Raw genomic sequence first — 25,787 nt, 5'->3', positions numbered from 1 at the left:
AACTAGGGTCAGCGTTTCAGGCGAAGTTCTCCGCCTTGCGACGCTGTTTCATGGTGACCAGAGAGATCACCATCGCCCCGCCCATAAGCGCCATTGCGACACCGATGTACGGGTAGATTCCGAGGCTGCCCGAGACGGGCAGGTGTCCTACCTCCGTGTCCTTGACCAAGATGGTGGCCTTGCGTGCGCCGCCCACAACGAAGCCCTGATCGCTCTGGGGCAGTGTTGCGTTTGTGACGGAGGCGTAGGCCTGGACGGCCGAGTTGGCCCACTTGGTCTGATCGCGCACCTCCGCGCCCAGGGTGACAACGGTGCCGTTGCCATCCGTGGTCAGGCGGAAGGGGATCGGACGAGGCAGGAGGCTGTGTCCAGCCGGTGCCTTGGTCTCAACCAACCAGTAGTCGGTGTTGAGTTCAAGGCCGGTGACTGACCAGTAGTAGACGTCCGTCGTGGTTCCTGCGGACAGGGTCTTGACGAGGGTCGCGGAGGTCGAGTTCTGCGGGTTGCCGCCGCTGTAGATCGCGAACTCTGCACCACTGAGCGGGTAGAGCGCCGATCCGTCTCCGGAGGTGTACTGGTTGGTCGGGTCTGTGAAGGTCTTACCAGTGTTCTGGGTACCGGCCTTCACGACGACGATCTCGTGAGGAACGTTGGGACCACAGGCCTTGTTGTTATCAATGCCGTCGTGATCCTTACCGTTCTCGGCGTAGACCTGGTTGAAGAGGCCGAAACCGGGAACCGGGAGGTTCTTCTGATCGAGGTGGCAGGCGAGGTTGGTTTCGCTGTAGCCGGCGGCAGCGGCGTTGCGCTTGACGTGGAAGCGGATCCAGAACTCGGCGGTAGTGCCGGGCTGGAGGGTGACTCCGTTGGTCAGCGTGTAGACACCGTTAGCTGCGGTTGCGTTTGCAGCACCAGCGAGGCCGGCCTGCGTGGTCGCGATCTTTGCGGACTGGATCTCAAGACCCTTAGCAAACTCCGGCTTATCCGTGAGCTTGCCGGTGGTGGTTGCGATCTGTCCGTCGTTGGTCGCGACGATCTTGTAATCGACATCGAATTCGGCTGCACCGGTGGCGCCACCGTTTGCTTCGATGCTCTTTTCAACGCGGACCTTTGCGGGCACGTAGGGGCCGCAGGCCTTGTTGTTGTCGATACCGTCATGGTCCTTGCCCGTCTGAGCGTTGACCTGGTTGAAGAGGCCAAAGCCGGCGGTGGGGATTCCCTTGGCGTCGAGCTTACATTCGAGAGCGGTCTCGTCGTAGCCAGCTGCTGCGGAGTTGAACTTGACGTGGAAGCGGATCCAGAACTCAGCGGTCTTGCCGGGCTCAACCTCGACACCGTTTGTCAGAGTGTAGGTGCCGTTTGCAGCGGTTGCGTTGGAGGCAGCAGCGAGGCCTGCCTGGGTCGTGGCGACCTTGGCGGACTGGATCTCAAGACCCTTAGCGAACTCGGGCTTATCCGTGAGGATTCCGGTCGAGGTCTTCAGATTTCCGTCGTTGGTTGCAACGATCTTATAGTCGACATCAAACTCGGTTGCGCCGGTGTTCGCGCCGCCATTTGCTTCGATGCTCTTCTGAACACGAATCTTGGTGACGGGAACCGGGCCACAGGCCTTGTTGTTGTCTTCGCCGTCGTGGTCCTTACCGCTCTCGGCGACGACCTGGTTGAAGAGGCCATAGCCGGCGGTCGGGATGCCGTTGGCGTCGAGCTTACATTCGAGGTTCTTGACGTCGTAGCCAGTGGCCGACTCGTTGCGCTTGACCTGGAAGCGGATCCAGAACTCAGCGGTCTTACCGGGATCGAGTTCCACTCCGTTGGTCAGGGTGTACACGCCGTTAGCGGGAGTGACAACGGCTGCGCCGGTGAGGCCGGCCTGGGTCGTGGCGACCTTGGCGGACTGGATTTCGAGGCCCTTGGCAAAGTCGGGCTTATCCGTGAGCTTGCCGGTCGAGGCCTTGGTGTTGCCGTCGTTGGTTGCGACGATCTTGTAGTCGACGATGAAGTCGGTGGCGCCCGTGGTTGCACCGTTTACCTGGATGCTCTTTTCGACGCGCATCTTGGTAACGGGAACCGGGCCACAGGCCTTGTTGTTGTCTTCGCCGTCAGAGTCCTTGCCGTTTTCGGCAACGACCTGGTTGAAGAGACCGAAGCCAGGGGTCGGAACGTTGTTTCCGGTGACCTTACATTCGAGGTTCTTGACGTCGTAGCCAGTGGCCGACTCGTTGCGCTTCACGTGGAAGCGGATCCAGAACTCGGCGGTCTTGCCCGGATCGAGGTTGACTCCGTTGGTCAGGGTGTAGACGCCGCCACTTGCGGTTGCGTTAGCGGCACCAGCGAGGCCGGCCTGGGTCGTGGCGACCTTAGCGGACTGGATTTCGAGGCCCTTGGCAAAGTCGGGCTTGTCCGTCAGCTTGCCGGTGTTACCGGCGCCGTTTCCGTCGTTGGTTGCAACGATCTTGTAATCGACATCGAACTCGGTCGCGCCGGTGACGCCACCGTTGTTTTCGATGCTCTTTTGAACGCGCAGCTTCGGAACCTTCGGAGCTTCGTATTCGTTGACGAAGGTACAGGTAATGGGAGCTGCCGCATCGCTCTTCGCACCGCCAACGTTCTTGAAGTTAATGCCGCGTCCGGTCTTGGTGACGGCGACGTCTTCGCCGATACCGTTGACACACTTGATGTCTTTCAGCTTCCACTGCGGATCAGCAATCTGATTTTCTGAAATGGTGAAGTCAGAGTTGCCAACTTCGAAGGGAATGAAGTTTGAATCGTACGTCGCGTTTGCCTCACCAAAACCGGTCGGAGTGAGCGTCGCGGCCGGGTCAGCTGCGGAGATGAACGACGTCTTGGCCTGAGCGGAGGAAGCCGTGGGCTTCGAGACGGTCACCGTGCCGGTGGTCTCCGGGGTACGGCTCGTATTGTCCGCCCAGGCGGAACCCGTGGTCACTGCGAAGTTAGCAGCCGGGATCGTCGGGTTCGCATTGTCCGGATCCTCAACAGACTTCGCGATACGTACGGTGCGTTCTTCCGTAATGACGCCGTAGAGGCAGGCGTAGTTCACCGAAAGTTCCTGCGTTACGAAGTAGTCAGTACGCTTGGCATCCGCCGCGGGCGTCGCCGGGCAGTTCGCCGTCGGGATGGAGTTGAAGTTCTCCGGGGTCAAGAAGTTCGTCGCGTTCGTCGCGGGGACAAAGCCCCACAGCTGCAGACGGTAGGTGCGGCCGTTCTTCGTGAAGGTACGATCCGAGACGGTCTTCTCCAGCTTGACGGTGTCGGAGACGTAGGGGTTCTCGTTGACGTTGCCCTTCGCGCCAGGCCAATAGCGAGGCGTGACCTGTTCCTTCACGAGCTGGTTGTGAGGCTGCTCTGCACCGCCGTTGTAGTACTGGCTGTACAGGTCGTAGTCGCCGTTGCCCTCGCCCACGTACTTGACGCAGTACATGCGTCCGGAGCGAGACTCGGGCTTGTTAACGTAACCCTGCGAGCGATCCGCCGCATTCACCGGGTCCGGCTCATAGGCGGGACCGATGAAAGCGCCGGAGGGCGTGTATCCCGGACGACCGTAGGTACCATCGAGGACCAGGTCACGGACCCGCTTTCCACCGATCAGCTGATTCACGTCCCAGCCAGTAGTACCGAAACTGGTAGAACAGGTACCCGTACCAGCCTCGCCCGGTGTCTTCACGTAGGCGCCGCCCTTGCGGTAAATGATCGTCGAGGCCAGGGTGTTGAAAGTCTCGTGGTTGACGAAGGGGAAAGCTTCTCTCTGCTGACCTGCGGGGAATAGTCCAGCAAATTCCAGGTTGATGTTGGCCTGAAGGTAAGGCTGCCCCAATTTGTGCGGCGCATCAGCCTGCCCAATGGGCAGGTTATTATGGCGGATCGCGCCAAGAAGGAAGGTCTGACCCGGCTCGACCTCACCAGGTTTGTTCGGCTTGAAGCCGATGGCACTCTGTCCATTCACCCAGATCTTCTTGGGGTCGGCAGCCCACTGGTCATAGTGCGACTGCATCCAGGCTTTGCTGGCAGCAGTATCGCCATAGTCGGCGGTCTGGTTATCCCACTTCCACGGCACACCTCGAGCAATGTATGCCCACGCATCCTTACTCTGAGCGGTGGTACCACTCAGCCACGCATCTACGGGCTGATCACCCGTGCGCAGGCGATTCTGCGACATTCCGGTAACAACACCGTACCTGATGCTGTCATTCAGGTGCGCACCACCCTCGGTTTCGCTCGTGTAGCCACCGTTAATCCATGCGGAAACCTCGCCGACATCAATCTTGCCGGCTGCGGGCTCTTGCGCTGCATACGCAGCCTGAGGAGCAACGATCTGGCTTCCAACCAGTGCACTACCCGCGGTCGCCGCAACGGCTAATGCCGCCACAAAGCGCGTCGCCGCAGTTCTACGCTTCGAAGTAGCTTGGCTTTTCGCATTCGTCATGCTGAGCGTGCTCCTCATGTTGTGGTGGGATTTACTGACAGCTTACTGACAATCAACCAATAAATGTAGCGTTAGCAACAGTTTTGGTGTCATCCACTGTCTACGGAGATCAGAACGTCTAAACCCTAGAAGAAAGCCCTTCGATTTACAACTGAATCGTTCAGACTTTTCTCAGCTTCAGATTAATCCTGATTCATTTCTGAATGGAATCTGTACGCGTATCACCCTTCTCATATGCGTCCTGACCTGCACACACGCACACTTCCTTTGGACTTCATGCAAGTTTTCAGAGCTTATACGTGATGTCGCTCACATCTATAAGGTTTTGTGCATTACTTATTCAGCATCTGCGCACTTTGTTTTTAAGTTGGTTTTACCCTTTTTAATTGCCGACGCCCGACACGCCGAACTCGCACAGAAATTCATCGAAATTTTCGTGTCCTTACCCACAGCACTCCTCCCTTCTGTGGACACCACACGCAGCTGTATCCACAGCCTCGAAAACCCGAAACTCCACGAATTACACCGATGTAAGCAAGGTTCATCCACACCCCTTCCACAGGAGCACACACCCCCATCCACAATTAGTGCCCACCCATACCCCAGACACAACATATTGGGCCTGCTTGCGAATAGACACACAAGGTGTAGTGTTGACCCATGTTCCGCTCCCCCGGGTCAATAAGCGGAAAAACGAACACTTACCCACAACACTGAAAGGTCAGACCATGTCCATCACCGTCTACTCCAAGCCCATGTGTGTCCAGTGCGATGCGACCTACCGCGCACTCGATAAGCAGGGACTGGACTACACGAAGGTCGACCTCACCGAAGACCCCTCAGCCCTCGAATTCATCAAGGGCCTCGGCTACCAGCAAGCACCCGTCGTCATCGCCGGCGATGACCACTGGAGCGGCTACCGCCCCGACCTCATCAAGGCCGCAGCGCAGGCCTCGTCCATGGAATCGGGACGCGTCGTCAACGCCTAAAAGCAACCCGCCCGGTCCCCAGGCCACTGTCTCAGGGGGCCGGGCAACTTTTTGCTCCCAAGCAGAGCAGGCCTCGTGAAAGGAAAAGACCACATGGTCAACGTCGTCTACTTTTCGTCGGCGACGGGCAATACCCGCCGTTTCGTGGAAAAACTCGGCTTCCCGGCACAGCGAATTCCACTCCTCCCCCGCGACGGCCTCCTCCACGTTGAGCAACCCTACGTCCTCATCGTTCCCACCTACGGCGGCGGCAACATCAAGGGCGCAGTACCCAAGCAAGTCATCAAGTTCCTCAACGACGAACACAACCGCTCGCTCTGCGTCGGCGTGATCTCCTCGGGGAACACCAACTTCGGCACGGCCTACTGCCTGGCCGGAGACATCATCTCCGCAAAATTACACATCCCCCACATGTACAAATTTGAGCTCCTCGGCACCGCCGAAGACGTCTCACGAGTTCGCGAAGGATTGAGCGAGTTTTGGCAGAAAACCTCACTGACACAGGAGTAGAACCAGCCCCCTCCCCCGAGCTGGATTACCACGCGCTCAACGCGCAACTCAACCTCTACGATGCGGATGGCAACATCCAATTCGAGGCCGACCGACAGGCAGCACGCCAGTACTTCCTCCAGCACGTCAACCAAAACACCGTGTTCTTCCACGACCTGGAAGAGAAGATGGAATACCTGGTCGAGCAGGGCTACTACGAGAAGCACGTCCTGGACCAATATGACTTCCAGGACATCAAGGACCTCCACAAGCAGGCCTACGCACACAAGTTCCGCTTCCCCACCTTCCTGGGCGCCTTCAAGTACTACACCTCGTACACGCTCAAGACTTTCGATGGAACCCGCTACTTGGAGCGCTTCGAAGACCGCGTCGTCATGGTCGCGCTCTACCTGGCACAGGGCAACATCGAGATGGCACGCCACCTGGTCGACGAGATGATGACCGGGCGCTTCCAGCCCGCAACCCCAACCTTCCTCAACGCTGGCAAGGCCGCGCGAGGCGAACTGGTCTCCTGCTTCCTTCTGCGTATCGAAGACAACATGGAGTCCATCGCCCGCGGCATCAACTCCGCACTGCAGTTGTCCAAGCGCGGCGGCGGCGTGGCCCTGCAGCTCACCAACCTTCGCGAGGCCGGCGCCCCGATCAAGAAGATTCAGAACCAATCCAGTGGCGTGGTTCCCGTCATGAAGCTGCTCGAGGACTCCTTCTCCTACGCGAACCAGCTGGGCGCACGTCAGGGCGCGGGTGCTGTCTACCTGCACGCACACCACCCGGACATCATGCAGTTCCTGGACACCAAGCGCGAGAACGCGGATGAGAAGATCCGTATTAAGACCCTCTCCTTGGGCGTCGTCATCCCCGATATCACCTTCGAGCTGGCCCGCAAGAACGAGGACATGTACCTCTTCAGCCCCTACGACGTCGAACGCGTCTACGGAGTGCCCTTCTCGGAAATCTCGGTTACCGAGAAGTACCACGAGATGGTTGACGATGGCCGTATCCACAAGAAGAAGATCAACGCACGTCGTTTCTTCCAGACCATCGCTGAAATCCAGTTCGAGTCCGGCTACCCCTACATCGTCTTCGAAGACACGGTCAACGCTGCGAACCCCATTAAGGGCCGCATCACCATGTCGAACCTGTGCTCGGAGATCCTTCAGGTGTCTGAGGCCTCGACCTACAACGATGACCTCTCTTACTCGCACATTGGTAAGGACATCTCCTGCAACCTGGGTTCGCTCAACATTGCGAAGACCATGGATTCCCCGGACTTCTCCAAGACCATCGAGACCGCAATCCGCGGCCTGACCGCCGTCTCCGATCTGTCGGATATCCAATCGGTGCCCTCGATCGCCCGCGGTAACGCCATGAGCCACGCCATCGGCCTAGGTCAGATGAACCTCCATGGCTACCTCGCCCGCGAGCACATCTACTACGGCAGCGAAGAAGCTCTGGACTTCACGAATATGTACTTCATGGCCGTCGCCTACGAGGCCATCAAGGCCTCGTGCACAATCGCCCGCGAGCGCGGCGTGAGCTTCGAAGGCTTCGAAGAGTCCAAGTACGCCTCGGGCGAGTACTTCCGCAAGTACATCGACCAGGTCTGGGAGCCGCAAACTGAGCGTTGCCGCGAACTTCTTGCGGCCTCGACAATCCACCTGCCCACGCAGGAAGATTGGGCGGCCCTGGCGGCCGACGTCGCCCAGTACGGTATGTACAACCAGAACCTGCAGGCGGTCCCGCCGACCGGTTCGATCTCGTACATCAACGGCTCGACCTCGTCGATCCACCCGATCGTCTCGCGCATCGAAATCCGCAAGGAAGGCAAGATCGGTCGCGTCTACTACCCGGCGCCCTACATGACGAACGAAAACCTGGAGTACTACCAGGATGCGTACGAAATCGGCCCCGAGAAGATCATCGACACCTACGCGGTAGCGACCCAGCACGTCGACCAAGGCCTGTCGCTCACGCTGTTCTACCCCGATACGGTGACCACGCGTGACCTCAACAAGTCGTACATCTACGCATGGAGGAAGGGCATCAAGACCCTGTACTACATGCGACTGCGTCAGATGGCACTGGAAGGCACCGAAGTTTCGGGCTGCGTGTCCTGCATGCTGTGACGTTGGGCCACTTCGGCGCTTCGATCCGCGCCGGATGGGGTCCAAAACCAGCAAGTCGGCCAGAACATACGTAAAAGCGTGTGATTCTGGCCGACTTTGTCATCTGGGCTTCGGCATGACACACGGGTGCACGCACCGCCTCGGAAAGACACAGGAAGGGCGCGCACCGCCTCGGAAAGACACACGAAGTCGGGAAATGACACAGGGCATAACCTGTGACAAACACCGACTTCATGTAGAGCAAGTAGACGCAAGTGGAAGCAAGCTTGGCGCAAGCAGGAGCAGGCATGGCCGGACAGGCAGGAGCAGGCTTGGAACGCGCCTGTACCTCGTGCCATTGCCTATGATGGAGACATGACGCAACCAGATCCTCAAGCGCCCAATGTATTCCAGCCGCCGAACATGCCGACGCCTCGGGCGCCGCAGGATTCAGCAGGGTCACAACCAAGCGCCCCGTTGAGCGCGCAACAGAGCGATCCGATCAACGCGCAGCCAAGCACGCCCATGGGCTCACAAACGACACCCGAGGCCACGCCGCAGACTCCTGTTGGTACCCCCTGGGGCACACCCGAGAGCGATCGCTTCAGCATGCCGCACGCTTCCCAGCAGAGCTCATCCGCGCCTCTCGCTGCCTCGGCAACCAGCGTCTTCGCCCCTCAAGCACCCATCGGCGCCCCGGAGTTCACCTACAACCCCACCTCGCCGAGCATGCAGGCCGAGAGCATCCCCAGCACGGGCCCAATGGTTTTCGCAGTCCTCGGCCTGTTCCTTATCGGTCTTTTCGGCACGATTCCCGCATGGGTCTGGTCAAACACGGCAATCAGGCGCGCACGCGCCGCTCAGATCCCCGAAAGCGCCTACCAGCAGGCACTGATTGCGCGCACTCTCGGCGTGATCGGCACCGTCATCCACATCTGCCTGGCCGGTTACCTGATCTACTACGCGGTGACAACCATCTCCGCAGCGGTCGGCTGATCACCCATGTCACCTCGCGATTCTTCACCTTCAGCGCGAATTCCCGGACAGAGTTCGACCGCCGAGTACCGCAAGCACACCGGAAGCGACCGCGATCTCATTCGCGCACTTCACCAACTCGACGGGCGTTCCTACCCGGGATACAAATCGGTCCTCGGAATGTGGGATTACGGCAGTTTTTCCCTGTCTATCGACCGCATCCAGGCCGATCCTTACGCTCCGCCTTCGAAGGTGCGCGCAATCTCGACGCCGCAGGAAATGGGGCTCCCTCAGGCTGCGATTTCTTCTTCCGAGGCGCGCCTGGCCTGCGCGGACTACCTCCTTCGCGCCTTTAATCGTTCGCTTCGCGAGAGGCGCCTCAGTGACCTTCAGGTCATGTCGCCCAGCGTCGAGATCCTCGAGCGCAGCGCCTGCACGGTCAAACCCGACCGCGTCGAGCTCCGCTTCGAGGTGCGTATGCCCGCGCGCGGTCGCACGATTTTGGGCCGCCGCGCCGCGCAGATTTTCGACCTCGATATTCCTGATGCTGTCCAAGACACTTTCGACTACCTCAGCGATATTCCCGAAGTTGAGCGCGAACGCCAGGACCTTCTGCACCACATCGAGGTCTACGAGGACTACTGCGCACTCCAGTCCATCCTGAGCGAGTACGGCTGGGTGTCCTTCGTCGCCAACGGCTCTATCCTTGCGCGCCGCAGCGGGGTCTCCCAATTCCCCCTCGCGGACGCTATCCCCTTCTCTTCCCCCTCCACTCTCGAGGCCGAGGTCGAGCTCCCCCATGCGGGCGCCCTCCGCGGGATGGCTATTGAGCCGGGCGTTACGGTGATCGTGGGCGGCGGTTATCACGGTAAGTCCACGCTGCTAGGTGCCATCCAACGCGGTGTCTATGCGCATATCCCAGGGGACGGCCGCGAGTATGTGGCCACTGCACCGAATGCAATGAAGGTCCGTGCTGCTGATGGCCGCGCCGTCACGGGAGTGGATGTTTCTCCCTTTATTACGCATCTGCCCGGAAACGCTGATACCTCGCGTTTCTCGACGGAAAACGCTTCGGGATCGACGTCTCAGGCTGCTTCATTGGTCGAGGCAATTGAGCTGGGTTCTCCCCTGCTATTGATCGATGAGGATACAAGCGCAACGAACCTCATGATCCGCGATGGGCGTATGCGCGAGCTTGTCCAGGCAGAGAAGGAACCAATCACGCCCTTGGTTGATCGCATTTCCTCTCTTCACCGCGACCTTGGTGTCTCGACGATTTTGGTCATGGGGGGTTCTGGCGATTACCTCGATCACGCTGATCGCGTGCTCATGATGGACCACTATCGATGCGTCGATGTCACCGATCGTGCGCGCGAGGTTGTCTCACGCTTGCCCCGTCCCCATGAGGACCTGCCCATGAGCGCTCCCACCGAGCCTCGTTTCCCCATTCGCTTGCGCGCACCCGAGCGCGCAAAGACAAAGGCTGCAGGCCTGTCCTCGATCACTTTGGACAAGGTGCACCTTGACTTGGGCGACGTGGAGCAGATTGTTGACCCGGGACAGACCGAGGCGATTGCGTGGATGGTGCGCGGGTTGCTCTTCTCGTACGCGGATGGGAAGTTGGATATCAACCAGCTCTTAGCTCGCCTTGAGCGTGCGATGAATTCTGAGGGCTTGGACGTTGTTGCCAAGTTCGGTGCGCATTCTTTGCCGGGGCACCTTGCCCGCCCACGCCTCGTCGATGTCGCAGCAGCGGTGAATCGATTCAGGGGACTGCGGCTGGGGGATAGCGCGAACAGTTAGGCTGAAGCTCGGAGGAGTGCAGCCGCGCATCAACACTGCGACCTCGGGGTCACCACCGGGGAAAATCAGGGGACACCCGGGGCATCCCCCCATAGTGGGGAGCACACCCCTGCGCGCAAGATAGAGGACATGAATACTTTTCCATCTTCAACCCCGGTTGTTCGCCTCTCCCACGTGTCCAAAATCTACGGATCAGGCGATACCCAGGTCAGCGCGCTCAACAATGTCAGTGTCGATTTCTACTCGGGCGAATTCACCGCAATCATGGGCCCCTCAGGTTCAGGTAAGTCAACGATGATGCACATCCTGGCCGGACTTGATTCGCTCACCTCAGGAACCGTATTCATTGAAAATACCGATATCACGGCACTTAAAGACAGCCAATTGACGAAGCTTCGACGCGATCGGATCGGCTTCGTTTTCCAGAGCTTCAACCTCATCCCCACCCTGGACGCACAGGCAAACATCCTGCTCCCCCTAGAGCTCGCCGGGCAGAAAGTCGACGAGGACTGGTTCAAGCTCATCGTTTCCTCGCTGGGACTGGAACAACGCCTGAACCACAGGCCCTCCGAGCTCTCGGGTGGCCAACAGCAGCGCGTCGCCGTTGCCCGCGCACTCATGAGCCGCCCCGCAGTCATCGTCGCAGACGAACCGACCGGTAACCTCGATTCGCACTCCTCCAAGGAAGTTCTTGGCCTTCTGCGCCGAGCAGTCAACGAACTCGACCAGTCCGTCATCATGGTGACCCACGACGTCCACGCAGCCTCCTATGCCGACCGCGTCCTGGTTGTCCGCGACGGCGCAATCGTTTCAGACCTTCGCGAGGCCAGCGAAGACGAACTCAACGCTGCACTGAGGTGACACCGGTGAGTTCAACATCCACTCTGCTTCGAGCAAACCTGCGCACCCACGGTCGCCGCTATTTCTCAACCGGCCTGGCCGTCGCAATTTCCACCGCCTTCATCATCGTGACCTTGCTCTTCACGAACACGACGACCTCGGCGCTCACCCGAAGCATTCGCGAGGCCTACCGAGGCACGACAGCACTTGTCACCATCGACCCCTCCCGCGACGACAACGCCGAGGAGCCTACCCCCGAAAGCGTTACCCAGCAATTCGCCTCGGTGACCTCTCAGATCGAGAAGATTCCGGGAGTCACAGCCGTCGGCATCTCCACGCAATACCCCCTCATGGGCAAGGCTCACGACGAGCGAGAGGCCTTCTTCCTCTCTCCCCTCCTCCCAGATCCCTTCCTCTCACTGAAGTACACGCAGGGGAAAGCCCCGGCCACGGCCTCGGAAATCACGATCCCCTCCACTTCGGCGACAGAACTGGGCCTGCAGGTGGGTGAAACCCTCACGCTGACTTCCCAAGGGACAGAAAGCGCACACGATTTCACGGTCAGCGGGATCTACGACTCGGGGTCAAATATCACCGCAACTTCGTATGTGACCACCGAGGGGTACACCTCGGCAGTTGGCATGGGACCGACCGGTCAGATCCGCGTGGCAACGAACCTGTCCGGGGACAAGTACGGGAACCCGAGTGCAGCCGAGCAGGACACCTGGGTGAAGACTCTCGAGTCGAATCTCAGCACCGTTAAGGGAGTGAAGGTCCAAAGCGCCGCATCGGAAATTGAGCAACAGCTCAAGACGATTCAAGTGTCGGGGGCCCTCCTGACCGCGATCGCGTTGATCTTCCCCGCGATTGCCATTCTTGTCGCATCGGTTGTCGTCTCCTCGACGTTTAAAGTCATTCTTCAGCAACGCCGCCGCGAGTTGGCGCTCCTGCGTGCACTCGGCGCGGACGTTCAGCAGGTGCGTTCACTTGTTCGGCGAGAAACCTACGCAATTGGCGCGATCTCGGCGTTCATCGGCGTGATCTTGGGAATATTGGTTGGCGGTTTCGGCCTGGGACATATGGTCGAGGGAGAGAATTTCCTCTCGATCGTCGCGTCCCTATCCATCCCCTACGCGATCGGCGTGTGGGCATTCGGAACGCTCCTCACCGTCTTCGTCGGACGCAAGCCCGCCCGCGAGGTCTCTCAAGTTCCGCCGATCGCCGCCCTTTCTCCCGTGAACGAGGCCGACGCCTCTTCTCGCGCGGCGCGCCGCCTCACCCTGGTCGTCGGTCTTTTCCTGGCCGTTGTCGGTGGAGGATGCCTCCTCGCGGCTTTGAAGATCAGCAGCGCCACGCAGAAGTTCGCCCTGTCCTTCTGTATGTCCATGGCATGCCTCATTGGTATTCTGCTGATCTGCACGGTTATTGTTCCCACTCTCACCAAACTCTTTGGTCGCCTGTGGCCGGGAATGCTCGCTCGTATGGCACGCGAGAACGCTGTCCGTAACCCCGGACGTACCTCCGCAACCGGAACTTCAATCGTCATTGGCGTAACCCTGGTTGTCACCATGATGGTCGGTGCGTCTTCGATGCGAGACTCCCTCATCAACGAGGTCAATGAGCGCCGCCCATTCGATCTTTCCGTCAGCACGATCACGGCTGGGGAACTCAGCAGTGATATTCAGGCGCGCGTCGCATCAACCGAGGGCGTTGCTGCAAGCATTCCCGCCCACTCAATCTACGGCACCGTAAAGCTTGAAGGAGAGGCGCCCGCAGGTAATGGCGATGGCGATGCCGACGAACAGAGTCAGATTTTCGGGGAGCCGGACTATTCGACGGTCGCCCACTCGAAAGTCGAGCAGATCGATGACTCAACTGTCTTGGTCGGTATGGAAGCCTGGAACGGCAAAGACCTCAAAGTCTGCTCGAATGAGGGGAAATGCCTGACCCTGAAAGGCAAATACACCAAGAACTTCAATGGCACCTACGAAATAAGCGAAGCAAACCTACTTAAGCTCAATCCGAAAGCGCCCGTGACGGACATGATCGTCAAGCTGAAGGACGGAGTATCGGCGGCAAGCGTTCAGAAGGACCTCGCAAAAATCGATAGTTCCTTAATCGTCAACGGGTCAGCGCTTGAGCGCGAAATGTACTCCAAGATGATCGATCAGATGCTGCTCATCGTCGTTGGCCTCTTGGGAGTATCGGTTCTGGTCGCTCTTGTCGGTGTTGCCAACACTCTTTCGCTCTCCGTTGCCGAACGTACTCGGGAGAACGGGCTGCTCCGCGCTCTTGGCCTCACCAAGCGTCAGATGAAAACCATGCTCGCCTTGGAGGCAGTCTTCATTTCGGTAACCGGAGCGATCATCGGCTCGGCACTCGGAATCTTCTTCGGGGCCGTCGGCATCCTGGCACTCCCCTTGGAAGGACTCACCATTTTCATCACTATCCCGTGGATCCAAATCGCAGCGGTTATAGGGATTGCGGTGCTTGCCTCCCTTGTTGCTTCGTGGCTGCCGGGACGTCGAGCGGCAAAAGTCAGTCCTTCGGCGGCTCTTGCAACCGAATAGGGGACACCGAATGGGTGTGGGGCCGAGCGGATTCCGCTCGGCCCCACACCCATGAGCTCAGGGTTTACAGGCCTAAGAAGGCCTCCCACCTGGGAAGATCTGCGCGTGCACGAGCAACACCCGCATCGTAGGCATCCTCCAAGCGATCAACATTCATCTCCATCTTGTCGATGCCCAGGTCTCCTGGGGTCACGATGAGTGCTCGCCCTTGTTCTTCCAATTGGAAAAGCTTGCGGCGAGCAGCGTTGTAAGCGACAGTGCGACGGGCCACGGCCTCGGCAATGGAAGGAAGACGCGGGAAAGCCAGGCGCAGGGCGGAGCACACACCGGGTTTCGTCGGGGTTTTAACGAAGTCGCGCGGGCGGGTGAGGACGACGAAGAACTTGCGGTAGCCGTCACGCATCGGCGCGTCCAAGGGGATTCCTCCGTTGGGGCCAAGAGCGCCGTCAACGTAGGTGTCGCCGTCAATTGTGACCGTGGGCATGATGATGGGAAGAGTCGACGAGGCACGCACGCAGCGTCCGACTTCTTCCACCGTGCGCATATCGTCCTTCGTGAACCACACTTCTTCGCCTCGAGTGGCGTTGAAGGCGCCGATCCGGACCTCAGCTGGGTTGGCAAGGAAGGTATCGAGGTCCAAGGGGGCGTCGCCGTCAGGCTGGGCGATCTCGTCGTAGAGGTAATCGACGTTAAACATGCCGCGGCCTTCGATCCAGTGACGGAAGCCCCCAAAATCGGGGCTGTCTGCGACAGTGGTGAAGGTGTCGTGTGCGCGCTTGGCATCTCGAGACACGTAGTTCACGGTGTTCGACGAACCCGCAGAAATCCCGGAAACGTGCGGGAAGTCAATTCCCTCTTCGATCAGAGTGGCGACAATTCCAGCGGTGAAGGCGCCGCGCATACCACCGCCCTCAAAAACAAGTGCGGTGTCATCAATGTGCTTCAGATTCGTCGATTTCACCTTTCGACTCTACGTCCGAGGCGGGACTCCTGCGAAGGGAGGACGGCGCTTTTATGGCGAAAATTACCCGGCTACTCACGGGGGGTACGGAAGGCGTGCGGCTTTGGGGGCGAGGCCTCGTCGATGCTTACTTCGTTGAATTTCCGGTGAAAACGACGTAGTGATAGAAGACGAAACGGAATGCCGTTCCCAGAGCAAAGCCCACGACGTAGGCGGAAATATTGTCGGCCAGCGGCGAGGTCAATCCCAGAATGTGGTGACTAAATAGCAGGCAGAATTGCGTGATTCCGATGCCGCAGAGGTTGGCGAAGAAGAAGAGGAAGGCCTCGCGTCCGGCGTTTTCTTGGGTGCGTCCGCGGTAGGTCCACACTCGGTTCATGATCCACGAGTAGATGGTCGCGATACTGGCGGCCACGGCGTTGGCGGTGTTCGCGTGGCCGGCAAGGACGGCGAGCGGGCCGTGTTGGAGCAGGTTGAAGAGCCCCATGTCGATCACGAATGCGGTTGCGCCGACCAGACCGAATTGGAGGAATTCCTTGATCCATGCGCGCAGTGTTTCCGCGAGGCCTTGGGGGGCGGGGGATTTGGATGCGCTTGCGGGGGTGGCTGGGTGTGAGGGTGCGCTTGCGGGGGCCGGCTGTTCGACGCTTGCCGAGGCCGTGGAGGGCGTCACTTGTTCTGTTTCCTGTGTGGGCACGGTAAAGATTTTAACGTTTATTTCGTCGAGCGTTTGGGAAGGCTCAGCTCAAGTGCGCTCCAGATGCCGGTGTGCTCCCTTAGAGTATGAACATGACTGAAGAGACCGCTCCTGTTGCCCCGCAGCGTTTTGGGACGCGCGTTCGTTCCATTCACGGGGACCATTTTGATGATCCGTGGGATTGGTTGCGTCAGCGTGACAACCCGGATGTCATTGCCCATGTCCATGCGGAAAATCAATGGGCGGAACAGGTCTGCAAGCCTGCGCAGAAGCTGGCTGAGAACCTCGTTTCGGAGTTTGATTCTTTCACCGCGCCGGTTGTGTATTCAGCTCCCCAGCGCGTTGGGGACTGGTGGTATTTCCAACGCCAGTATCACGAAGACTCCTATGCAAAGCACTACCGCGTGTCGGCCTCGCACTACCCGAACACTCCGGTGCTGGCAGATAGCGAAACACTGGAAGGCGAGCAGCTTCTTCTCGACGAAAACCTCTGCGCCCAAGATGAAGAGTTCTTCAAGGTCGGGGAATTGGTGCCGACCTCGGATGGGCGTTTGATCGCTTGGTCTCAAGATACCGAAGGCGACGAACGCTGGACGTGGATCATTCAAGACGCGTCCAGCGGCGACATCATTGATCAGCGTGTCAGCGACGCAGGCTATGGGTTTGCGTGGGCCGCGGATTCTCAGTCCTTCATCTACACGCGAGTCGATGACGCGTGGAGGCAATTCCAGCTCATGCATCACCGCGTGGGTGCGGATGCCGATGGTGACTCCCTGCTGTTGGAAGAACCTGACGAGGCCTTTGACCTGTGGTTCTCCGCATCGAACGACCCCTGGCACGTTGTTGTTCATTCGACCTCAACAACCAGTGGCGGCGCATGGCTGTGGGATCCTTATGCTCCCAGCGTTCCGCCGCGGCATATTGTTGCTAAACGCGATGATGTCCAGGTCAATGTTGAGCCCGCAGGCGATCACCTGCTTGTCATCCACACAGCACTTTCGCGCGAAGGAAGCTTGGCGTGTATTCCTTTACCTCAAGAAGGCGCCGCAGATTCGGTCGTGGACCCCGACCGCTGGGTGACGCTCTACACCGCCGGCGACGGGGAGCGCCTGAGCGATCTCGAGGCCTATCGCGATTTCTTCACGCTGTCCTACAGGCGTGACGCACTCCCCCAAGCACGCTACTATCGGCGCACGCGCCCCCTCGAAGTTGCCGACGGAAAGCCGGTTCCGGCCTCGGATTGCAGTGATCTGTGGGCGCTCGGGGAAGAACTCAACAAGGAAGGCACGATCCGTAGCCTCTATCCCCTCAGCTCTGGGCGATTTGAAGACTGCCTTGTTCGAGTGGGATACCAGAGCGTCCTGACCTCGCCCACCGTGGAAGAACTCGATCTGCGAACTGGGAAGTCGCGGATCCTCAAGGTCACTCAGGTTCCCAACTGGGATCCGTCTGATTTCACGGAAGAGCGAGTGTGGGTGACCGCGCGGGATGGGCACACACAGATTCCCGTGACCTTGGTTCACCGCCGCGATGCCCAGCCCGACGGTACTCACGCGGGGTGGATCCACGGCTACGGTTCCTACGAGGTTTCCTTCGACCCCGAGTTCGACATCCTGCGTCTTCCCGCACTCAAGCGAGGCGTCATTCACGTGATCGCGCACATTCGCGGTGGTGGCGAAATGGGACGCTCATGGTACGAAGACGGTAAGAAACTGGTGAAAACACACACCTTCACCGATTTCTTGGATGTCGCAAACCATCTGGTCGATTCCGGCTGGGTTCACCCCGAACGCTTGATCGCCGAAGGTCGCAGCGCGGGTGGTCTCCTCATGGGTGCGGTCACGAACGCGCAGCCTGATCGTTTTGCTGCGGTGATCGCAGGAGTCCCTTTCGTTGACGCGCTAACAACCATCTTGGATCCCTCACTCCCCTTGACCGTGGGCGAGTGGGAGGAATGGGGTAACCCCATTGAAGATCCTGAAATTTACGCGCTCATGCGCTCCTACACACCCTACGAAAATGTTCGCCAGGGCGTGCGTTACCCCGCGATCATGGCGACCACCTCGATCAATGACACGCGCGTCTTCTACGTTGAACCCCATAAGTGGGTCCAGCGCCTTCGACAGGCCACCGCACAGGTTCCCGACCAGCCTCCTATCGTGATCCGCACCGAAATGGTCGCAGGACACGCGGGAGCTTCTGGGCGCAAGGGACGTTGGCAGGCTCGGGCTCAAGAATTTGCCTTCGCGCTCCACCAGGTCGGAATCACCAAGTAGAGGAACTTCCTATGACGATTACAGCCGCAGTGGATGGTTCTTCTCTGGGTAATCCGGGGCCTGCTGGATGGGCCTGGGTGGTCTCAGAGGATTGTTGGGATGCGGGTGGGTGGCCCAGCGGTACCAACAATCTGGGCGAATTGAATGCTGTCCTTGAACTCCTTAAGGCCACTGCTCAGGCCGGTCTTGCCGACGAAGAACTCCACATCCTCGCGGACTCTCAGTACGCGATCAATGTGATCTCCAAGTGGTCACCGGGGTGGAAGAAACGCGGGTGGGTGAAGGCCGATAAGAAACCCATTAAAAACCTGGAGCTTATTCAAGAGATTGACCGCGCCATGCAGGGGCGCATCGTGACCTTCGAGTGGGTGAAGGGCCATGCGGGGCATCCTCTCAACGAGCGCGCCGATGATGCCGCGCGCTCGTGCGCGGAAGCTTATCGCGATGGCCGCGATATTCCCACGGGCCCGGGCTTTGCTTCGACTGAAAGCACCGAATCTGGCGCTGGGGTATCCGCTACCACCGCGGAAGCGTCGAGTGCGGCCGGTACTGCGGCAAGCACGGCGACGGAATTGGGGACCGCCACACTCAAGGCTGATGCGGCCTCGACAGGCAGGGAAAGTCAGGGAAACGCAACGGGGACGGAAGCTCCGGAAGTGATGCTTGAGCGCCAATTCCTTGACGCGTGGCTTCAGGCAGATTCTCGCACGCTTAAGGCGCTCGAGGCACCCGGGTGCATTCGGATCTGGCACAACGGTTCTCTCACGCAGGGTTTGGAAGGGCGCGCACCCGAGCACGTGGAGGCCTCAAATTTCCAAGTGATCCCCGTGAATAAACTGACTGAAGACAGCGCTGTTCTGAGCGATTCTGCGGCGATAACCCGCTGCGAAGGACAAGCATCACTGCCCAATCACACCAGTTCAGACACTGTTTCACGTGCAACACCAAGTGTCGATTGGGTCATCACCTACATTCTGGAATGGTCAGGTGGTCGCCTACGCGAAAGCAGCACCTGGGTTGTGGGGAAGGAGGGGCCTCGAATTCTCATGCACCAGTCCTCACCAATTTCGGCTCGGTGATTCGTGTTACTGAAGCTCTTCGATCTCCCGAGTTAACCGATACATTCTGTTTCAATTCCTGAACACCGCATGCACGCCCTGTTCCGGCAGTCAAAATAGAAGAATGTCATCCTCAACCCGCACGGAAATCCTCACCGGAATCCGTATGACCGCACCCATCGCGGCGGGTTACATTCCTCTGGGGATTGCATACGGCATCTTGGTCATGCAGCTGGGGATGCCGTGGTGGATGGCCCCGGCACTGTCAATAGCAGCTTTCTCGGGATCTGCTGAGCTACTCGTCATCACTCTGGCGGCCTCTTACACTCCGATCGCCGTCATCGCTGTGACGATGCTACTTGTGAACTTCCGGCATCTTTTCTACGCGTTTTCCTTCCCCCTCCACTTGGTCGAGGGCAGGTTCGCGCGTTTATTCTCCATGTATGCCCTGGTCGATGAGGCCTACGCGATCACCGCAGCGCGACCCGAAGGCTGGACGAAGCCTCGTCTGCTTGCCATGCAAGTCACCTATCACGCGACGTGGGTGACCTCTGGTCTGGTTGGCGTTCTTGCAGGGTCTTTCATTCCCGCTCAGATCCAGGGCTTGGATTTCGCGCTCACGGCGCTGTTTATCACCCTCACCGTCGACTCGATTCGCTCCCTCAAGGACATTCCCTCGGTTGTTTTGGCGGCTGGATCGTTCCTCATCGCGATGCTCATCTGGCCTAAACAAAGGCTTTTGCTTGCACTGCTGCTATACGTCGGCGCCCTTGTGGTGCGCCATATGCTTGTAAAAAGAAGCGAAGGCGCTTCCAGCCCCAGCGCTGATTCAGACCACCAGCTGTACGCACCACACACCGGCGAGGAGGCCTGATGTCTCACTCGCTCCCCTACCTCTTCGGAATTCTCCTGGTCGTCTTCGTCATCGACTTCACCTTGCGCGCGCTCCCCTTCAAGATCCTCGAGCCCCTGCGCGAGTCCAGCTTCGTTCGGAATATGGCCGTATGGATGCCTCCGGGGATTTTGCTGATCCTCGTCTTGGCGACGCTCAGCGATAACGCGGGCTCTGCAGGCTCCCAATGGTGGGCGGCGATTGTCGCGACCATCATCACTGTTGTTGTCCATCTGGCAACGAAACGGCGCCTCCTGTGGAGCGTCGGCCTTGGAACCCTCAGCTACATCCTCATGTTGAACTTGCTCTAGAAGCCTTACTTCCGCTGCCCGCCTCGCCCCTCCACACGAAGTCGACAAAAGACACAGCTCGTTCCCTGCGACATTCACCGACTTCATGTGACATTTGGGCAGTAGCAGGCAAATCCTCGGGCCCCGCACACCGCGCACACCCCCGCCACACACCCCGCCGCGCTACCCTTGTCCCATGCGTACGAACTCCTACATCCACCACGCTCACACCGTTTACGAGCACCGCCTCGACGTCCCCCTCGATCACACGCATCCCCTCGGCGCAGATAACCCCACCATCGAGATCTTCGCGCGCGAGGTCGTGCGTCCGGGCAAGGAAAACGCGCCCTACGCCGTCTTCCTCCAAGGCGGACCCGGCTATCCCAGTCCTCGTTTCGGCACCTTTGACAGCGGGTGGATGAACCGCCTACTTCAGGATTACCGCGTGGTCCTCCTCGATCAACGAGGCACCGGCCAGTCCACCCGCATGGATGCGCAATCCCTTTCCTTCCTTCCAACCCCGCAGGAAAAGGCAGATTACCTGCGCTATTTCCGCCAAGACCAGATCGTCTACGATGCCGAGGCCTTCCGCCACGAGCTCGCGGGAGACGAACCATGGACGACTCTCGGCCAGTCCTACGGCGGCTTCATCACGACTTCGTACCTCTCGCTTGCGCCCCAGGGCCTCAAAGCCAGCCTCATCACGGGAGGCCTGCCGGGCCTCGTCCATGTCGACGAGATCTACCGCCTGACCTACCAGCGCACAGCAGCGCGCAACCGCACCTACTTCCAGCGTCACCCCGAGGACGAGGCGACGATCCGCCAGATCGCCGCACACCTTCGCGACACTGAGGAACTCCTTCCGACGGGCGAGCGCCTGAGCAGCGCGCGCTTCCGTCAGATCGGCATGATGCTGGGCGGGCAGGGACGCACGGACCAACTCCACTACCTGCTCGAGGGCCCGTGGGTGACCATCAACGGCCAGCGCCGCCTGTCCACACAATTCTTGGAAGCAATCGGTGACGCGACGAATGTTGCGCCGATCTACGGCGTGTTCCAGGAATTCATCTACGCTTGCGCAACGCCCGAATTGCACGGAACCGCAACGAATTGGGCGGCAGACCGCCTGGCCGAAGAAGTTCCCGGTTTCGCGAAGGACGCTGATCCCCTAGATACTTCCGAGCCCTACTACCTCACCGGCGAGCACTTCATGCACCGCGTTTTCGACGAGGACCCGGGACTCGCTCCCTTGGCAGAAGTCGCACAGATCCTTGCTGAAACGACGGATGCGACTCCTGTCTATTTCCCCGAGGCCTTGGCTGAGAATTCCGTTCCCGTCGCCGCCGCGGTGTACTACGACGACATGTTTGTCCCGCGCGAGCTCTCCCTTCAGACCGGTGAGCTTATGGGAGCGCATCACTACATCACGAACGAGTACCAGCACGATGGATCGCTCTACTCCGGCGGCAAGGTTCTTGATCACCTGCTCAAGCTTTTGGCGGACTAGCTCCTAGCCTCGTCATTTTCATGATTCATTCGATCAGAGGCAGATTTCAACCGACGAAGACGGTAGTCTTTAAAACTATCAGGCCCGCTTCCTATCCCGGATCGCGCCGCATGAAACACTCGTGTCAGGAGGACGCGTGAGCGTAACGCCCGTTTTTGAAGCCATTAACTGGAACCGCATCGAAGACGACAAAGACCTCGAGGTCTGGGATCGTCTGACCGGTAATTTCTGGCTCCCCGAAAAGGTGCCCTTGAGCAACGACTTGGCATCGTGGAAGACGCTCACCGCCGAAGAACAGCGCATGACGAACCGCGTCTTCACCGGCCTGACCCTGCTCGACACTCTCCAGGGAACCATCGGCGCGGTCTCGCTGATTCCGGACGCCCGGACCCCCCACGAAGAAGCGGTTTACACGAATATCGCCTTCATGGAGTCCGTGCACGCGAAGTCGTACTCTTCGATCTTCTCCACGCTTTTGTCCACCGAGGAGATCAACGAGTCCTTCCGCTGGTCGAACGAAAACGAGGCCCTGCAGCGCAAGGCGGAGATCGTGAAGTCCTACTACCAGGGCGACGATCCTGAAAAGCGCAAGGTCGCTTCAACCATGCTTGAGTCCTTCCTGTTCTACTCGGGCTTCTACGCGCCCATGTACTGGAGCGCTCACGCAAAGCTCACGAACACCGCTGACTTGATCCGTCTGATCATTCGCGATGAGGCTGTGCACGGTTACTACATTGGCTACAAGTACCAGCTGGCCGTGAACGAGTCCGACGAGGCTCGTCGCCAGGAGCTCAAGGACTACACCTTCTCCCTGCTCTTCGAGCTGTACGAAAACGAGGAAGAGTACACCGAGGATCTCTATGACCCGCTCGGCCTGACCGAGGACGTCAAGAAGTTCCTGCGTTACAACGCCAACAAGGCCCTGATGAACCTGGGCTACGAGGCCCTCTTCCCCGCCGATGCGACGAACGTGAACCCGGCGATTCTTGCGGCGCTGAGCCCGAACGCGGATGAGAACCATGACTTCTTCTCGGGCTCTGGTTCTTCCTACGTCATGGGTGAAGTTGTCGATACCGAAGATGAGGACTGGGACTTCTAAGTTCTTTGCCCAACTCACCTGACTGAGCGTTAAAGGAGGGGGAGCCCGCCAAACGGCGAGCTCCCCCTCCTTCATCTATTTCTTAGGCTTCAAGTCCTTCGCGTCCTTTCATCCACACGATGCCACCGGCGGCAACCATCAGTACGACACCCGCTCCAAGGTAGGGGTAGATGCCTGTGGACCCGGCTACTGGTAGATGCCCGACCTGAGTATCTACCACGCGAATACCCGGCAGAGCCGCATCTCCAGTGCCGGCCTTCGCGGGCAAAACTCGCACGGAGGAGAAACCATCATCGGGACCAAAATCGGTGGTGATCACGGTCGATGCAGCGGCGTCGGTTCCTACACTGATGTGGAAGGGAATGGGACGGGGTAGCAGAACGTGTCCTGCAGGTGCGCGGGTCTCAACCAGCCAGTAGGTCTTCCCTGTTTCAAGTGAGGGGCTGACGAAACTGGATCCGCCGTCAAGAACGCTGATCGGGGTACCCGTGAGTGCCTGGTTGTCATAGATCGCGAAAGCCGCGCCATTGAGCGGATAGGTTCCATCATCGTTTTGAGTTCCGACCGGTTGGGTGCCGGCCTTCTCGATGCGGATCGGTCGCGGGCGGGCCGGGGCGCAGGCCTCGTTATTGGATTCACCATCGTGGTCGTAGTCTCCGCTGACGCGGTTATACAGGCCATTCTTTGGAGTAAGGCGATTATTCTGGGTCGCACACTCGAGCGCGACCTCGCTGTAACCCGCCGCAGTCTTATCTCGGCTCACACGCATGCGGATGTACCACGTGGCTGACTGACCGGGCTCAAGATCCGTGCCTTCGGTAAGGACATACGAGGCGGCGGCCGGCTGTGTTGCAGCGCTTGCGAGCCCTTCAAGAGTGGTCGCGACCGCAGCCGAGCGGACATTCAATCCGGGTGCGAAGTCCGGGGTGTCGGTCAAACGACCTGTTGTTCCCTTGAGAGAGCCGTCGTTGGTGGCGCTGATGCGATAGGTCACTGTAATGTCATCGGTCGTTGCGCCCTCAACGCTTTCCAGGTCCTTCTGGATGCGGAGCTTGGGTACTTTTTCTTCATTCGTGAAGGTGCAGGTGATGGGAAGCGCTGCTACCGAAGCGGCAGGCGCGACCTTCGAAAAATCAACGCCACCTGTATCGGCATCACGTGAGACATTCACACGCTCGCCCACACCGTTGACACAGGAAACATCCTTCTGCGTCCACAACGCAGAATTCGCATCGTCACTGACCTTCCACGGGCCAAAGTAGCCCGCTTCACCGTACTTTGGAGTTCTCTTCCCTGCGATGGTCGGAGCACCTTCGGCGATAACGAATTGTGAATACCCCGGAATGAACGCCTTGTAGCCGCTCATCACCGTTCCGCCTTGGCCGTAGGCCGTGGGCGTCAAGGGCTGATCCGCAAACGATGACCAATCGACGAAACCGTCGGCTTGGGCGTGCGTAGAGAGTGGCGTACCGGAAGGAGAGGCCCAATCTCCAATACCCAAAGTGGTGAAGTTGAATGACGGAATCGCATCACCAACAGCTGCGGAATCTTCGGTTACGGTCTTTGCAATTCGCACGTAGCGCTCTTGACTAAAGGAGCCGTACAGACATCCGAAGGAACTCTTATTTTCCTTCGTCGTAAAGCTTGAGACCGGGGTAGCACCAGCAGGAGGCGTTGCCGGGCACGAACCGTCGGCGCTGGGAACGAAGCCAAAGAGCACCAGGCGATAGGGAATGCCGTTGACGGTAATCGTTTGATCCGAGGTGGTCTTGGTGATGGTCAAGACGTCGTCAGAGGCCGGTGTTTGATCGGGGGTGCCTGCAGATCCGGGATAGTGCTGCGGGGAATTCGTGTAGATATCCCGATTGCCGTTGCCCTCGCCCACATACTTGTAGCAGTACCAGGTCCCGCCGTTTCCGCGGCTTAACGCGTAGTAGGGGGCGTCCGAGGGACACGTGCGCGGAGCCGAGGCGCGATAGGCGACCTTGTATGGCCCACCCTTGCGCGAGACGGCGGTCGTATCTGTGTCGTTGTCTGTCTCGTGCTGGTCAAAAGGGAAGGATTCTTCAAGGTCACCGATACGGATATCGAAAGACGAGTGCACCCAGTGAATCTGGGAGTAGATCGGGAAGTTGTTGTGCCGGACCGCGCCAATGAGGAAGGTACTGTTGAGGGAGACCGTTCCGGGGTTGTTCGGCTTGTACCCCAGGGCGCTCGTCGTCGAGGTTGAAATTGCGTTCGGCGTGTAGTCCCCGTAGTACGGGTAGCGGTAGTAGGCGGCCATGTGGTAGTCCCAGGCCACGCCTCGAGTGACGTAGGACCAGTAGTCACCGGTATTCGCGACATTCGCGTCAAGCCAGTCTTGGGAGTACCCCGCGCGATAAGCGACGGAGCGCTGGTTCGGGTCCGAGGAATCATAGTTGGTCATTCCTCGCACGACGCCGAAGTAGGAGTTGTCTGCGACGACGGTGCTCCGGTCGGTTCCCGAGTCATTGAGGACAGCCTTGCCGATTCGGCCTTCAGAGCGATTGAAAGTAATGGTGTCGGCACCGGGTGTTTCAAGTGGGGCATCTGCCCGGGCAGGTGATTGAAAATTACTCACTCCGGGAAGGGCAATAAGGGCTGCAAGGATGCACGAAATCACCGCATAGCGCGCAGACTTTCGACGTTCAGGACGACGCTGTGCATGCTGCGGTCGGGGGGCAATGCTGAACCGATTCATATGTCTCCGTATCAGGGATCTCACATGATATTAACAGTATTAATTGACATTG

General features: G+C 59.0%; 17 protein-coding genes. 13 read left to right on the top strand and 4 right to left on the bottom strand.

From position 1 onward, the window contains the following. Nucleotides 1-16: 16 nt before the first annotated feature. Complete coding sequence (locus ACWNMW_RS05275; protein WP_449490271.1) at nucleotides 17-4,441, bottom strand: SpaA isopeptide-forming pilin-related protein; 4,425 nt, start codon at nucleotides 4,439-4,441, stop codon at nucleotides 17-19. A 728-nt stretch (nucleotides 4,442-5,169) separates the two neighbouring features. Here ACWNMW_RS05275 and nrdH point away from each other — a divergent pair. The 7 genes from nrdH (at nucleotide 5,170) to ACWNMW_RS05240 (ending at nucleotide 14,233) form a co-directional block, all read left to right on the top strand. Next, on the top strand, nucleotides 5,170-5,430 hold the full coding sequence (gene nrdH, locus ACWNMW_RS05270) for a glutaredoxin-like protein NrdH (protein ID WP_034500849.1): 261 nt from the start codon (nucleotides 5,170-5,172) through the stop codon (nucleotides 5,428-5,430). 93 nt (nucleotides 5,431-5,523) lie between these two features. Continuing rightward, on the top strand, nucleotides 5,524-5,940 hold the full coding sequence (nrdI, locus tag ACWNMW_RS05265; protein WP_449490270.1) for a class Ib ribonucleoside-diphosphate reductase assembly flavoprotein NrdI: 417 nt from the start codon (nucleotides 5,524-5,526) through the stop codon (nucleotides 5,938-5,940). Beyond that, nucleotides 5,910-8,066 carry a class 1b ribonucleoside-diphosphate reductase subunit alpha gene (gene nrdE, locus ACWNMW_RS05260; RefSeq protein ID WP_449490269.1) on the top strand — a complete coding sequence of 719 codons (2,157 nt, stop codon included), beginning with the start codon at nucleotides 5,910-5,912 and terminating at the stop codon, nucleotides 8,064-8,066. Before nrdI ends, nrdE begins: the two co-directional genes overlap by 31 nt. Before the next feature lie 354 nt (nucleotides 8,067-8,420). Next, the gene (locus tag ACWNMW_RS05255; RefSeq protein WP_449490268.1) at nucleotides 8,421-9,041 is read left to right on the top strand and encodes a hypothetical protein; all 621 of its coding nucleotides are present in this window, start codon (nucleotides 8,421-8,423) and stop codon (nucleotides 9,039-9,041) included. Between the two features lie 6 nt (nucleotides 9,042-9,047). Next, complete coding sequence (locus tag ACWNMW_RS05250) at nucleotides 9,048-10,823, top strand: ABC-ATPase domain-containing protein (RefSeq protein ID WP_449490267.1); 1,776 nt, start codon at nucleotides 9,048-9,050, stop codon at nucleotides 10,821-10,823. A gap of 129 nt (nucleotides 10,824-10,952) precedes the next feature. Then, the gene (locus ACWNMW_RS05245) at nucleotides 10,953-11,684 is read left to right on the top strand and encodes an ABC transporter ATP-binding protein (RefSeq protein WP_449490266.1); all 732 of its coding nucleotides are present in this window, start codon (nucleotides 10,953-10,955) and stop codon (nucleotides 11,682-11,684) included. A gap of 5 nt (nucleotides 11,685-11,689) precedes the next feature. Next, nucleotides 11,690-14,233: an ABC transporter permease gene (locus tag ACWNMW_RS05240; protein ID WP_449490265.1), complete on the top strand. Its 2,544-nt coding sequence runs from the start codon at nucleotides 11,690-11,692 to the stop codon at nucleotides 14,231-14,233. Between the two features lie 64 nt (nucleotides 14,234-14,297). On the opposite strand, the gene ACWNMW_RS05235 is transcribed toward ACWNMW_RS05240, so the two are convergent. Both ACWNMW_RS05235 and ACWNMW_RS05230 read right to left on the bottom strand, forming a co-directional pair. Continuing rightward, on the bottom strand, nucleotides 14,298-15,194 hold the full coding sequence (locus tag ACWNMW_RS05235) for a patatin-like phospholipase family protein (RefSeq protein ID WP_449490264.1): 897 nt from the start codon (nucleotides 15,192-15,194) through the stop codon (nucleotides 14,298-14,300). Between the two features lie 127 nt (nucleotides 15,195-15,321). Beyond that, entirely contained in the window at nucleotides 15,322-15,747 is a 426-nt protein-coding gene (locus ACWNMW_RS05230) for a GtrA family protein (RefSeq protein WP_449490308.1), read from the bottom strand. 236 nt (nucleotides 15,748-15,983) lie between these two features. On the opposite strand from ACWNMW_RS05230, the gene ACWNMW_RS05225 reads away from it, so the two are divergent. The 6 genes from ACWNMW_RS05225 (at nucleotide 15,984) to nrdF (ending at nucleotide 23,013) form a co-directional block, all read left to right on the top strand. After that, the gene (locus ACWNMW_RS05225) at nucleotides 15,984-18,167 is read left to right on the top strand and encodes a S9 family peptidase (RefSeq protein WP_449490263.1); all 2,184 of its coding nucleotides are present in this window, start codon (nucleotides 15,984-15,986) and stop codon (nucleotides 18,165-18,167) included. 11 nt (nucleotides 18,168-18,178) lie between these two features. Next, nucleotides 18,179-19,246 carry a ribonuclease H family protein gene (locus ACWNMW_RS05220; protein WP_449490262.1) on the top strand — a complete coding sequence of 356 codons (1,068 nt, stop codon included), beginning with the start codon at nucleotides 18,179-18,181 and terminating at the stop codon, nucleotides 19,244-19,246. Nucleotides 19,247-19,349: 103 nt separating this feature from the next. Beyond that, nucleotides 19,350-20,099, top strand: coding sequence for an AzlC family ABC transporter permease (locus tag ACWNMW_RS05215; protein WP_449490261.1), 750 nt, complete (start codon nucleotides 19,350-19,352; stop codon nucleotides 20,097-20,099). Continuing rightward, the gene (locus ACWNMW_RS05210; protein WP_449490260.1) at nucleotides 20,099-20,428 is read left to right on the top strand and encodes a branched-chain amino acid transporter permease; all 330 of its coding nucleotides are present in this window, start codon (nucleotides 20,099-20,101) and stop codon (nucleotides 20,426-20,428) included. The genes ACWNMW_RS05215 and ACWNMW_RS05210 overlap by 1 nt, the downstream gene beginning before the upstream one ends. 175 nt (nucleotides 20,429-20,603) lie before the next feature. Further along, a complete protein-coding gene (locus ACWNMW_RS05205; protein WP_449490259.1) occupies nucleotides 20,604-21,914 on the top strand; it encodes an alpha/beta fold hydrolase in 1,311 nt (436 codons plus the stop codon). A 136-nt stretch (nucleotides 21,915-22,050) separates the two neighbouring features. After that, nucleotides 22,051-23,013: a class 1b ribonucleoside-diphosphate reductase subunit beta gene (gene nrdF / locus ACWNMW_RS05200; RefSeq protein ID WP_034500868.1), complete on the top strand. Its 963-nt coding sequence runs from the start codon at nucleotides 22,051-22,053 to the stop codon at nucleotides 23,011-23,013. A gap of 82 nt (nucleotides 23,014-23,095) precedes the next feature. On the opposite strand, the gene ACWNMW_RS05195 is transcribed toward nrdF, so the two are convergent. Further along, a complete protein-coding gene (locus tag ACWNMW_RS05195) occupies nucleotides 23,096-25,735 on the bottom strand; it encodes a prealbumin-like fold domain-containing protein (protein ID WP_449490258.1) in 2,640 nt (879 codons plus the stop codon). Nucleotides 25,736-25,787 lie beyond the last annotated feature (52 nt).

It is taken from the genome of Actinomyces sp. Marseille-QA0893 (assembly GCF_976954355.1).
The sequence above is the reverse complement of the archived record's forward strand: the minus strand, read 5'-3'. Positions and strand labels throughout refer to the sequence as shown.

What these genes read in the sequence shown, in the direction of transcription:
- ACWNMW_RS05275 (WP_449490271.1), bottom strand. Translation starts at nt 4,441, where the DNA reads ATGACGAATGCGAAAAGCCAAGCTACTTCGAAGCGTAGAACTGCGGCG.
- nrdH (WP_034500849.1), top strand. Translation starts at nt 5,170, where the DNA reads ATGTCCATCACCGTCTACTCCAAGCCCATGTGTGTCCAGTGCGATGCG.
- nrdI (WP_449490270.1), top strand. Translation starts at nt 5,524, where the DNA reads ATGGTCAACGTCGTCTACTTTTCGTCGGCGACGGGCAATACCCGCCGT.
- ACWNMW_RS05255 (WP_449490268.1), top strand. Translation starts at nt 8,421, where the DNA reads ATGACGCAACCAGATCCTCAAGCGCCCAATGTATTCCAGCCGCCGAAC.
- ACWNMW_RS05250 (WP_449490267.1), top strand. Translation starts at nt 9,048, where the DNA reads ATGTCACCTCGCGATTCTTCACCTTCAGCGCGAATTCCCGGACAGAGT.
- ACWNMW_RS05245 (WP_449490266.1), top strand. Translation starts at nt 10,953, where the DNA reads ATGAATACTTTTCCATCTTCAACCCCGGTTGTTCGCCTCTCCCACGTG.
- ACWNMW_RS05225 (WP_449490263.1), top strand. Translation starts at nt 15,984, where the DNA reads ATGACTGAAGAGACCGCTCCTGTTGCCCCGCAGCGTTTTGGGACGCGC.
- ACWNMW_RS05220 (WP_449490262.1), top strand. Translation starts at nt 18,179, where the DNA reads ATGACGATTACAGCCGCAGTGGATGGTTCTTCTCTGGGTAATCCGGGG.
- ACWNMW_RS05215 (WP_449490261.1), top strand. Translation starts at nt 19,350, where the DNA reads ATGTCATCCTCAACCCGCACGGAAATCCTCACCGGAATCCGTATGACC.
- ACWNMW_RS05210 (WP_449490260.1), top strand. Translation starts at nt 20,099, where the DNA reads ATGTCTCACTCGCTCCCCTACCTCTTCGGAATTCTCCTGGTCGTCTTC.
- ACWNMW_RS05205 (WP_449490259.1), top strand. Translation starts at nt 20,604, where the DNA reads ATGCGTACGAACTCCTACATCCACCACGCTCACACCGTTTACGAGCAC.
- ACWNMW_RS05195 (WP_449490258.1), bottom strand. Translation starts at nt 25,735, where the DNA reads ATGAATCGGTTCAGCATTGCCCCCCGACCGCAGCATGCACAGCGTCGT.